The organism is Pseudoflavonifractor sp. MSJ-30, from assembly GCF_018918045.1.
Lineage (GTDB): Bacteria > Bacillota > Clostridia > Oscillospirales > Oscillospiraceae > Faecousia.
Genome location: NZ_JAHLPU010000030.1, coordinates 19,622 through 29,560, shown reverse-complemented (window position 1 = coordinate 29,560; position 9,939 = coordinate 19,622). Strand labels below are relative to the sequence as shown.

The following is a 9,939-nucleotide window of genomic DNA, read 5'->3' as shown; positions in this document are numbered from 1 at the left end:
CGACAGCGCCTCCCTTAGGCCGCATTCTTGCGGAGCTTCTTGGCGGGACAAGAAGCTCCCCGCCGGAGGCACCCAGCCTGCGGGTGGACAGGGCTAAAGTTCAAAGCTCTAGCCTAAGTTTCACAGCAGCCCGCAGATAAGATTGATCACAAACACCGCGGCGCTGCTGCTGAGGGCAACGACCACCAGGCTTTTGCCGAAATAGGCCAACACCACGGCAACCGCCAACGCGCCGATGCCGGCGGCCAGCGTCCCGGCGCTGGTCAGGATGGCGGGAAAGGTCATGGCAGTCAGGCAGGCATAGGGAACATAATAAAGGAAGGACCGGAGGAACCGGCTCTTGATGGGCTTGCGGAAAATGGTCAGGGGCAGCATGCGAATCAGATAAGTCGTCAGGGCCATGGCCGCAATATACAGATAGATACTCATACCGCTTCCTCCGCTTCTTCCTCGGAAATGGGGAACAGAGCCGCGCAGATTCCTGCCACCAGCACCGTGCAGATGACAATGCCAATACCGGCGGAGACCTTCTCAAACACAGGCACCCAGTCCAGCAGGCAGCTGCAAACCAGAGCGATCAGCACGGCGGCCAGAACCGGACGTTCCTTCTTCGCCGGAGGAATGACGATCGCGATGAACATACCGTAGAGCATGACCCCCAGAGCCGTGCGGATAGCCTCCGGCAGGACAGACCCCGCCAGAGCCCCCAGCACCGTTCCCGCCGTCCAGCCCAGAAACGGCAGCAGCCCCAGCCCCAGCAGATAAGGTACCGTAAGCGGCTCCTTTCGGGACATGGCCAAAGCAAAGATTTCATCCGTATTCATAAAGGCAGCCAAAAGCCTTGGGATCAAGCCGATTTTCTCTCCCATCCGCTGACTCAGTGCCAGGCTCATGAGGGCATAGCGGCTATTGATGATAAGCTGGGTCAGAATGACCTCCCACAGCCCGGCCCCGGCCAGGATCAGGGTCAGCCCGGCGAACTGTCCGGCGCTGGTGACATTGGTGGCAGAGATCAAAAAGGCGTCCAGCACCCGGATGCCCTGAGAGGCGGCCAGCGTTCCGAAGCCGAAGCTCACGGAAAGGTAGCCCACCCCTACCGGCATCCCCCGGCGGACACCCAGGGAATATTCGTTCCAATTCATGGTACTTTTCTCTTTTCCGCAAGGATAGTTTTACTATTCTAGCGCGTTAAGCATGGTTCGTCAAGGAGAATTCCGCAGAAATTCAGGGCAGCCGCATTGGCTGCCCTGAGAGAGGGTGCAGTTAGAAGATGGGCACAACAGCGCCGGAGTAGGTCTCGTTGATGTAATCCTTGACCTTCTGGCTGGTCAGCGCCTTGACGAGGGCCTGGGTCTTCTCGGTGTTCTCGTTGCCCTCCTTGACCACCAGCACATTGGCATAGGTCTGGGCGGAGACGGAGTTGGGGTCCTCGGTGGCCAGTGCGTCGGTACCGGCGTTCAGACCGGCGTTCAGGGCGTAGTTGCCGTTGATGACGGCCAGAGCCACGGAATCACGGACACCGGCGATCTGGGCGGCTTCCATTTCCACGACTTCCACGTTCAGGGGATTCTCCTGAATGTCAAGAGCGGTGGCGTCCAGGCCGACGCCCTCCTTCAGCTTGATAATTCCGTTGGCCTCCAGAAGCAGCAGGGCACGGGCGCGGTTGGTTCCGTCGTTGGGGATGGCGATCTTGTCACCATCGGCCAGATCTGCAATGGCATCCTTGGTGCCGGCGTAGATGCCGAAGGGCTCATAGTGAATGGCGGCAACGCTTACCAGATGGGTGCCGTTCTCCGCATTGAAGTTGTCCAGATAGGGCTGATGCTGGAAGTAGTTGGCGTCGCACTCGCCGTCCTCAACAACGTTGTTGGGAACCACATAGTCGGCGTACTCGGTGACCTTCAGGGTCCAGCCGTCCTTTGCCAGAACCTCACCGGCGACCTTCAGGATCTCGGCGTGGGGCGTGGGAGAGGCGGCTACGGTGATGGTCTTGTCACCGGAGTCCTTCTTGCTGCCGCAGGCGGTCAGTGCGCCCAGGCACAGAGCCAGGGCCAGAACAATTGCAAGTGTCTTTTTCATTTTTCATTACGCTCCTTATCGTAAGGGTTTTATTTCAACGGGGATTGCCCGGTGAAAACATTTCTAAGCCTTCCCCCGGGGGAAGCCTATTTAATTTTTTTTACTCAGCCGCTTGTCGCACTTATTGGCAAGTCTGGTGCCCAGAGACTGGAAGACCTGGACCAGAACAATCAGACCGATGACGGCGGCCCACATGACGATGAACTTGAAGTTATAGTAGCCGTAGTTGATGGCCATTTTGCCAAGACCGCCGCCGCCGATGATACCGGCCATGGCGCCGTAGCCCAGAATGGTGGCGACGGTAATGGTGCCGCCGGAAATCAGGCTGGGCAGGGCTTCCGGCAAAAGCACCTTGGAAACAATCTGAAAAGCCCCGGCGCCCATGGACTGGGCCGCCTCCACAACGCCCTGATCGACTTCCCGCAGGCTGGATTCCACCATCCGGGCCACCAGCGGGAACGCCGCAATGACCATAGGCGGAATCGTTGCCGCCGTGCCGACCTTGGTGCCCACAATAATCTTGGACAGGGGCAGGGCAATGATCATCAAAATCAGGAAAGGTACGCTGCGCAGCAGATTGATAATACCGTTCAGCACCGCCATAAGCCACCGGGGCAGAGGGCGGATGCCGTCCCGCTCCCCCGTTACCAGCAGCACGCCCAGAGGCAGGCCGATGACGTAGGCAAACAGGACCTCCAGCGCCAGGGAATACAGGGTCTCCCATAGGGCAAAGCCGTATTCGCTGGAAAGAATTTCCATCTGGGCGGCAACCTTGGCCGCATCCGAAAACAAATCAAACATTTTCCCGTACCTCCTCCGCGCTGACGCCCTGGCAGCCGTTCAGGAAACTCAGAATTTCCTGCTTCTTGGCCTCGTCCTCCGGTAACGTAATCAGCATGGTGCCGAAGGCTTTTCCGTCTACATTCCGGGTTGCCGCGCCCATAATGGAGGGCTCCACACCGGTTTGCTTGATAAGCTGTGCAAAGACCGGGGCCTCGGAAGCGCCGCCGTTGAAGGCGATGCGGGCAATGGGGATATTCCAGTTGGCCGCTGGCTCTGCCACGGCGGGGCTGACCAGTCGGCGGCCGGCCTGAGACTGGGGATTGGAGAAGACCTGCTCCACCGCGCCGATCTCGGCCACCTTTCCGGAGTCCAGAATTGCCACTCGGTTGCAGATCTGCTCGATGACGGACATCTGGTGGGTGATGATGATGACGGTAATGCCCCGCTCCCGATTGATCTTCTGCAGCAGGCTCAGAATCTGCCCCGTGGTCTTGGGATCCAGAGCGGAGGTGGCCTCATCGCACAGCAGCACCTCGGGATCTGAGGCAAGGGCCCGGGCGATAGCAATGCGCTGCTTCTGGCCGCCGGAGAGCTGCACGGGATAGGCCTCCGCTTTGTCCGGCAGGCCTACGGTCTCCAGCAGCTCCAGAGCACGCTGCCGTGCAATCTTTTGGGGCACGCCGGAGAGCTCCATGGGAAAGCAGATGTTGCCCAGAGAGGTCCGCTGCTCCAACAGATTGAAACTCTGGAAAATCATGGATATCTTCCGCCGCTGCTGGCGCAGCTGCTTGTCCTTCAGCTCCATCAGGTTCTGCCCATGGAAGAGGACGCTGCCGCTGTCCGGCCGCTCCAGAAGATTGATGCAGCGAACCAATGTGCTCTTGCCCGCGCCGGACAGGCCGATGATGCCGAAAATGTCTCCCTTTTCAATGGAGATAGACACATCCTGCAGGGCATTTACCTGGTTTTCGCCGCTGCCAAAGGTTTTACATAGCTTTTGCAGCTCGATAATTGCCGCCAAAATAATTCCTCCTTCAAAAAGAAACCGTCCTTGTACCGTAAGGCACAAGGACGGAAAAACCGTGTTACCACCTTGCTTCGCGCGTCCCTCACAGGAACACGCCTCATGGAGTACCAGCATACCCCCGCGCTGTAACGGGCGCCCCCGTTGGAGACTAAACCATTCGCCCCCACGGCTCCGGAACCATGTTCGGCGGCTTCGCGCTTGCCCCCTTTCCACCAAATGGAGGCTCTCTGAAAGGCTGTGACCGCTTACTCTTTCCTTCAATGCCTTTTGTGTTCATTTGCCGACATAATACCCCAATAAAAGGCATTTGTCAATCCCTTTTCTTGGAAAACGTTCAAAGAAGTCCTGTTTGCCCGCTATAAGATTCCCTGATAATCGATCAGGTCCAGCACCTTCTGTCCCCGCTCGGTAAGGGCCAGACTGCCCTGAACGGGGCAGCTTAGATACCACTCCTCCGCACAGCCCTTCAGCGGCTGCCGATAGTCGATGGAGATGAGATTTTTCTTTTCCAGAACCAGCAAAACCGGGGTCATGGCGGCGTTGTTTTCGAAAACAGGAGTCTCCTCCCCCAGCTCCCGGCCAACGGGCAGAAAGGGGGTCTGAGCCAGCCGCCGCAAAAAATCAATCTCCGGCTGGGTCATGGTCAGGCTGTGGTCGCAGCCCCCGCAGCCGGGGCAGCCGCCATTGCAGCCGGTGCAGGAGGTACAGTCGTGCGTCTTCTCCATCACAGCGTTGCGGCGTGGCGTTTGATGGCCTGGAAGGTTTCATCGCTGATAACGTGCTCCATACGGCAGGCGTCCGCCGCGGCGGTATCCTCAGAAACGCCGAGACCTATCAGCATTTTGGACAGCACGGTGTGTCGTTCATAGATGGTTTCCGCCAGGGTCCGCCCCTTTTCCGTCAGCACCAGGCCGCCGTCTCTATTGACAGTGACATAATTCTCCTCCCGGAGAATTCCCATAGCCCGGGAGACGCTGGGCTTGGAATAGCCCAGATACTCGCCCACATCCACGCTGCGGACAAATGGATTCTGATGGCTCAGCACCAGGATGGCCTCCAGGTACATTTCGCCGGATTCGTGTACACTCATATCGTATTGTTTCCTTTCCAAGTGATAAAGCCAATTCTCCTTTTTCGTTATTATACCGAAAATACGCCGGAAAAGCAAGGAGAATTCAGGGGAGTTCACGGTACGTTCATTGACTTCTTCAGAGGATTTTGCTATAGTGGTGCTATCAACAGGAAGGAGGCACAAACAATGGAAGAAATCAAAAAATTCTGGGACAGTCTGGACGGCCTGATGCTGGTCCGCAAGCGGGAACTGGCTCTTGGCGGGGCCCTGTGCGTTATGACCGGCCTGTGCGCGGGGCTGCTGCTGTCTCCGAGGAAGACCGTGGTCATCGGCGCAAGGCCGGAGGAAGAGGACATCAAAAAGAAGCGCCATCTGCTCGGCCGCCATTGATCCCAGACGCCAAAAGTGCGGAAGAATACAGCCCTGCCGGAAGGCAAGGCGGTTGACAATCGCATTTGTTTGGAGTATAGTATAGACACAAGGGGTACCTCCAGTAGGACGGCTCTCCCACAATATTGGTTAAGAAGTAACCGTTGCTGTGGAAGGTTGACGGTTACTTCTTGTTGTTATGATCAAAAATCCCGATAATCAGGGAGATCAAAGCGATTAGGAATGTGCAGAACTCAATGAGATTCGGCCATGTAACCATTTCGCCACCCCCTCTCTGTGCAAGGGGGCAAAAGAAGTATTTCACCCCCAAATTGAATTGGGGGGAACCGCCTACCGGGGTACTGGAGGTACCGTCGACAGCATAGCACAAATTGCGGCAGATTGCAAGAAAAGCTTTCAGGCCGCCCCGGCATTTTCACTGGGGCGGCCTGATTTTTTACGTCTTATTCAGCTGCCTTGGCGTCGGCAATAATCTTGGCCTGGTTGGCCTTGGGGACTTCTTCGTAGCGCTCGAAGTTCAACTCGAAAGAGCCTCTGGCCTGAGTCATGGCCCGGAGATCAATGGCGTAGCCGCTCATTTCTGCCATGGGAACCTCGGCCTCTACCACGGTGTTGCCCTTGTTGTCGGGGTTCATGCCCATGACGCGGCCCCGGCGCTTGTTCAAATCGCCGATGACGTCGCCCATGTAGCTGTCGGGAATGGTGACCTTCAGAGAGCCGATGGGCTCCAACAGGGTCACGCCGGCATTGGGCATGGCTTCCTTGAAGGCCAGGATAGCGGCCATCTTAAAGGCCATTTCGTTGGAGTCTACGGGATGGTAGGAACCATCATACAGCACTGCCTTCAGGTTGACCATGGGGTAGCCCGCCAGGGGTCCCTTCTGGACCGCTTCCTGAATGCCCTTTTCGACGGCAGGATAGAAGTTCTTGGGCACGGAGCCGCCGAAGACCTCCTCGGCGAACATCATCTCGTCCTGCTCCTCCTGAGGCTCGAAGCGGATCCACACGTCACCGAACTGGCCGGAACCGCCGGTCTGCTTCTTGTGACGGCCATGGGCCTGGACGGTCTTCTTGATCTTTTCCCGGTAGGCGATCTTGGGCGTGGTCAGCACCGCCTCTACGCCAAAGCGGGATTTCAGCTTGGAAACCAGCACATCCAGCTGCTGGTCGCCGGTGCCGGAAATGACCAGCTGCTTGGTCTCCGGGTTGTTGACCACGGTGAAGGAGGGATCTTCCTCGTTCAGCCGGTTCAGGCCGGTGCCGACCTTTTCTTCCTGGCCCCGGGTCTTGGGGGCGATGGCCATGGAGTAGCAGGCTTTCGGATAGGGGATCTGCTTCAGGGAGACCACCTTTCTGGGGTCACACAGGGTATCGCCGGTCTTGACCTTGTCCATCTTGCCGATGGCGCCGATGTCGCCGCAGGAGAGGACCTTGACCTCGGTGTTCTTCTTGCCGCACATGACATACATGCGGCCCAGCTTTTCGGTATCGCCAGTGCGGGCATTCACCAGAGTGGTATCCGGGGTAATCTCACCGGAGAGGACCTTGATGAAGGAATACTTGCCGAACTGGTCAGACACGGTCTTCCACACGAAGGCCGCGGGAACACCGCCGGGAGAAACCACGAATTCCTCCACCTTGCCGTCGGTGGTGGTGGCCTTGTGGTAGTTGCCCTCCACGGGGTTGGGGAACAGGTCTACAATGTGGTCCATGAGCATGAGGCTGCCCAGGCAGTTGACACCGGAGCCGCAAAGCACCGGGAACAGGCTCAGCTCCCGCACGCCCTGGTGCAGGCCCGTGATCATCTCACGGTAAGTAAAGCTGTCGCCCTCAAAGAACCGGTCCATCAGGGCCTCATCGGTCTCGGCAACGGCTTCTTTCAAGGCATCGTTGAATTCTTCAATAACGGAAACCTTGTCCTCAGGGACTTCGATTTCCACACGCTTCAGGTTCTGCATCTCGTAGGCACGCTTGTTGAGTACATCGATGATGCCGGTGACCTTGTGGGAGGCGTCCCAAATGGGCACGATGACAGGGGCGATTTTATTGCCATAACGCTCCCGGAGGGCGTTAAAGGTGGCGTTGTAATCGGAATGGTCCTCATCTACCTTGGAGATGTAGACAAACCGGGGCATATTCCGCTCTTCGCAGTAGTTCCAGGCCTTTTCAAAGCCTACGGTAATGCCGTCCTTGGCGGAAAGCACCAGGATGGCCGCATCGGCAGCCCGGAGAGCTTCCATAACCGCGCCGGAGAAATCAAAGCCGCCGGGGGTATCCAGAATGTTGATCTTGGTATTGTGGTATTCTACGGGAATAACAGAGGTGGAAATAGAAATATTACGGCGGATCTCCTCAGGGTCGTAGTCACTGACGGTGTTGCCGTCGGCGTTCTTGCCCATCCGGTCGATGGCGCCGGTCATATACAGAAGGCTTTCTGCCAGAGCGGACTTGCCGCTGCCGCTGTGGCCCAGAAGGCAGATATTGCGAATGGCGTTTACAGTGTACATAGTCAAAATAACTCCTTTCGGGAGAGCACCTGCCCTCCAGAGGTAAAATGGGGTGTTTTGGTCGTGACACCCGAACAGTGACATTATACACGAAAGCGGTACAGATTTCAATCGTTTTTTCGTCAAATTGCAAAATATGTATTTTCTGTTACGGACAGATGGATTTTATAGCAAAACATACAAATAGCAAGCTGGAATTTTAGCAGGTTTGCCACTTGTCAAACCGAAAAAGCCTCATTCAAGAGAAATATTGGGGTTCCCCCTCCCGCGCCCTCCGTTTTGCCCCCGGGCCGGAACCTGTTCCCGTTTCCGGCTTCTGGTTTTCTTTTGTCCTTTTTCTCCTCGATGGACCCTTCCGTCTCTATCGGATAACAGGACTCCGGCAAACAATTGCTTTGCCGCCCCTGCCGCGGTGGTTTTCCATTGCGTTTTTCCATGGGAAACAGTATAATGAGAGAAAATCAAGCTATCAGGAGGCACCGCCTATGCAATATCGTACGGACCGTTACGGAAATCCCATTTCCGTGCTGGGATATGGCTGTATGCGCTTTACCCAGACCGCCGGAAAGGTGGATGTGAAAAAGGCCGAGCAGGAAATTCTTGAGGCCTGCCGGGGCGGCGTGAATTATTATGACACCGCCTATGTCTACCCCGGCAGCGAGGCTGCCCTGGGGGAAATTCTGGAGCGGAACCAGCTGCGGGACAAGGTGAACATCGCCACCAAGCTGCCCCATTATCTGATTAAAAAGCCGGACAGCATGGAATCCTATTTTCAGGAAGAGCTGCGCCGCCTGCGTACCGACCATGTGGACTATTACCTGATGCACATGCTGACGGATACCAAAACCTGGCAGCGGCTGTGCGATCTCGGCATTATGGAATGGCTGGCGGAAAAGAAGCAGTCCGGCCAGATCCGGCAGGTGGGCTTTTCCTATCACGGCAATTCCGATATGTTCTGCTCTCTTCTGAACGTCTACGACTGGGATTTCTGTCAGATTCAGTACAACTACCTGGACGAAAACTCCCAGGCAGGCGTTACCGGGCTGCGCAAAGCCGCGGAAAAGGGGTTGCCCGTGGTCATCATGGAGCCCCTGCGGGGCGGACGGCTGACAAACGGTCTGCCCCATGCGGCAAAAAAGGTCATGGAGCATGCCGAAATCCGGCGCACCCCCGCCCAATGGGCCTTTGACTGGCTGTGGGATCAAAAAGAAGTCACCTGCGTGCTCTCCGGCATGAATTCCCTGGACATGGTGCGGGAGAATCTGGAAACGGCGGACAGGAGCCATCCCGGTATGCTGTCGGAGGCAGACCGGCAGGTACTGGCCAAGGTCGTGGCAGCCATCAATGAGAACATGAAGGTGGGCTGCACCGGCTGTCGGTACTGCATGCCCTGCCCCAGAGGCGTGGACATTCCCGGAATCTTCGCCGCTTACAACCGCCGGGCCACTGACGGCTATCTCAAATCCCTGACAGAATACTTTATGATCACCGGCGTCCGGAAGGACTACACCGGCCCCGCCAACTGCATCGGCTGCGGCAAATGTGAGCAGCACTGCCCCCAGCATCTGCCCATCCGCCAGGAGCTGAAAAACGCCAGAAAAGCCATGGAGGGCGTGCCCTACAAGATCGGCAAGGCAGTGCTCCCCCACATCATGCATTACTAAGGTGACGCCATGGGAAAGAAAACGGGAGAATTGATTCGTCAGGCCCGTACCGGCGCCAAGCTGACACAGGCTGCATTGGCCGATGCCGTTGGCCTGACGGCATCCGATATCGGCAAAGCCGAGCGCGGCGAAAAGGAACTGCCCCAGGCGGCATTAAAAGCCATCGCCAAGGCTGTCGGCGTGACCCAGGCGTCCCTGCTGAACGCCGAAAAGGGCGAAAAACCCGCCTCAAAAAACGAGGCAGGCACCCTAAAATTATCCGCTTCCGAAAAAAAGCTCATCAAGCTTTTCCGGACCGCAAACGATGACCAGAAAAGTGACGTTCTGCGGATCCTGAACGGTGAAAAAACAGAGGTCGAACAGCTGGTGGACTCCCTGCTTGGCCCCAAATGGAAGAAAAGGGCCAGTCGGTAAACC

General features: G+C 56.9%; 12 protein-coding genes and 1 other annotated feature. Of the genes, 3 read left to right on the top strand and 9 right to left on the bottom strand.

Going from position 1 to position 9,939, the window contains the following annotated elements:
* Positions 1-120 precede the first annotated feature (120 nt).
* From KQI10_RS04845 to KQI10_RS04815, 7 genes are all read right to left on the bottom strand, one after another.
* Complete coding sequence (locus KQI10_RS04845) at positions 121-429, bottom strand: AzlD domain-containing protein (protein WP_216566283.1); 309 nt, start codon at positions 427-429, stop codon at positions 121-123.
* Positions 426-1,142 (bottom strand): AzlC family ABC transporter permease, encoded by a 717-nt coding sequence (locus tag KQI10_RS04840; RefSeq protein WP_216566282.1) that lies wholly within the window; start codon positions 1,140-1,142, stop codon positions 426-428. The genes KQI10_RS04845 and KQI10_RS04840 overlap by 4 nt, the downstream gene beginning before the upstream one ends.
* A 121-nt stretch (positions 1,143-1,263) precedes the next feature.
* Positions 1,264-2,079 (bottom strand): MetQ/NlpA family ABC transporter substrate-binding protein, encoded by an 816-nt coding sequence (locus tag KQI10_RS04835; RefSeq protein ID WP_216566281.1) that lies wholly within the window; start codon positions 2,077-2,079, stop codon positions 1,264-1,266.
* 90 nt (positions 2,080-2,169) lie between these two features.
* Entirely contained in the window at positions 2,170-2,880 is a 711-nt protein-coding gene (locus KQI10_RS04830; RefSeq protein WP_253285151.1) for a methionine ABC transporter permease, read from the bottom strand.
* Positions 2,873-3,874, bottom strand: coding sequence for an ATP-binding cassette domain-containing protein (locus KQI10_RS04825; protein ID WP_216566284.1), 1,002 nt, complete (start codon positions 3,872-3,874; stop codon positions 2,873-2,875). Before KQI10_RS04825 ends, KQI10_RS04830 begins: the two co-directional genes overlap by 8 nt.
* 52 nt (positions 3,875-3,926) lie before the next feature.
* Positions 3,927-4,159 (bottom strand) — a binding site (T-box leader).
* 86 nt (positions 4,160-4,245) lie between these two features.
* Entirely contained in the window at positions 4,246-4,614 is a 369-nt protein-coding gene (locus KQI10_RS04820) for a hypothetical protein (RefSeq protein WP_216566280.1), read from the bottom strand.
* Positions 4,614-4,979, bottom strand: a complete 366-nt coding sequence (locus KQI10_RS04815; RefSeq protein WP_216566279.1) for a metal-dependent transcriptional regulator — start codon at positions 4,977-4,979, stop codon at positions 4,614-4,616. The genes KQI10_RS04820 and KQI10_RS04815 overlap by 1 nt, the downstream gene beginning before the upstream one ends.
* A 168-nt stretch (positions 4,980-5,147) precedes the next feature.
* Here KQI10_RS04815 and KQI10_RS04810 point away from each other — a divergent pair, with 168 nt between their 5' ends.
* Positions 5,148-5,351: a hypothetical protein gene (locus KQI10_RS04810; RefSeq protein WP_216566278.1), complete on the top strand. Its 204-nt coding sequence runs from the start codon at positions 5,148-5,150 to the stop codon at positions 5,349-5,351.
* Between the two features lie 163 nt (positions 5,352-5,514).
* Here KQI10_RS04810 and KQI10_RS11925 read toward each other — a convergent pair whose 3' ends face one another.
* Together KQI10_RS11925 and KQI10_RS04805 are read right to left on the bottom strand one after the other, a co-directional pair.
* Positions 5,515-5,610 (bottom strand): putative holin-like toxin, encoded by a 96-nt coding sequence (locus KQI10_RS11925; RefSeq protein WP_371818358.1) that lies wholly within the window; start codon positions 5,608-5,610, stop codon positions 5,515-5,517.
* 184 nt (positions 5,611-5,794) lie between these two features.
* Positions 5,795-7,858 carry an elongation factor G gene (locus tag KQI10_RS04805; RefSeq protein WP_216566277.1) on the bottom strand — a complete coding sequence of 688 codons (2,064 nt, stop codon included), beginning with the start codon at positions 7,856-7,858 and terminating at the stop codon, positions 5,795-5,797.
* Positions 7,859-8,343: 485 nt separating this feature from the next.
* On the opposite strand from KQI10_RS04805, the gene KQI10_RS04800 reads away from it, so the two are divergent.
* Both KQI10_RS04800 and KQI10_RS04795 read left to right on the top strand, forming a co-directional pair.
* Complete coding sequence (locus tag KQI10_RS04800; RefSeq protein ID WP_216566276.1) at positions 8,344-9,522, top strand: aldo/keto reductase; 1,179 nt, start codon at positions 8,344-8,346, stop codon at positions 9,520-9,522.
* A 9-nt stretch (positions 9,523-9,531) separates the two neighbouring features.
* The gene (locus KQI10_RS04795; protein ID WP_216566275.1) at positions 9,532-9,936 is read left to right on the top strand and encodes a helix-turn-helix domain-containing protein; all 405 of its coding nucleotides are present in this window, start codon (positions 9,532-9,534) and stop codon (positions 9,934-9,936) included.
* Positions 9,937-9,939 lie beyond the last annotated feature (3 nt).

Bases quoted from the DNA above. Each gene is read 5' to 3' on its own strand.
- KQI10_RS04845 (WP_216566283.1), bottom strand. From the start codon at position 429: ATGAGTATCTATCTGTATATTGCGGCCATGGCCCTGACGACTTATCTG.
- KQI10_RS04840 (WP_216566282.1), bottom strand. From the start codon at position 1,142: ATGAATTGGAACGAATATTCCCTGGGTGTCCGCCGGGGGATGCCGGTA.
- KQI10_RS04835 (WP_216566281.1), bottom strand. From the start codon at position 2,079: ATGAAAAAGACACTTGCAATTGTTCTGGCCCTGGCTCTGTGCCTGGGC.
- KQI10_RS04830 (WP_253285151.1), bottom strand. From the start codon at position 2,880: ATGTTTGATTTGTTTTCGGATGCGGCCAAGGTTGCCGCCCAGATGGAA.
- KQI10_RS04820 (WP_216566280.1), bottom strand. From the start codon at position 4,614: ATGGAGAAGACGCACGACTGTACCTCCTGCACCGGCTGCAATGGCGGC.
- KQI10_RS04815 (WP_216566279.1), bottom strand. From the start codon at position 4,979: ATGAGTGTACACGAATCCGGCGAAATGTACCTGGAGGCCATCCTGGTG.
- KQI10_RS04810 (WP_216566278.1), top strand. From the start codon at position 5,148: ATGGAAGAAATCAAAAAATTCTGGGACAGTCTGGACGGCCTGATGCTG.
- KQI10_RS11925 (WP_371818358.1), bottom strand. From the start codon at position 5,610: ATGGTTACATGGCCGAATCTCATTGAGTTCTGCACATTCCTAATCGCT.
- KQI10_RS04805 (WP_216566277.1), bottom strand. From the start codon at position 7,858: ATGTACACTGTAAACGCCATTCGCAATATCTGCCTTCTGGGCCACAGC.
- KQI10_RS04800 (WP_216566276.1), top strand. From the start codon at position 8,344: ATGCAATATCGTACGGACCGTTACGGAAATCCCATTTCCGTGCTGGGA.
- KQI10_RS04795 (WP_216566275.1), top strand. From the start codon at position 9,532: ATGGGAAAGAAAACGGGAGAATTGATTCGTCAGGCCCGTACCGGCGCC.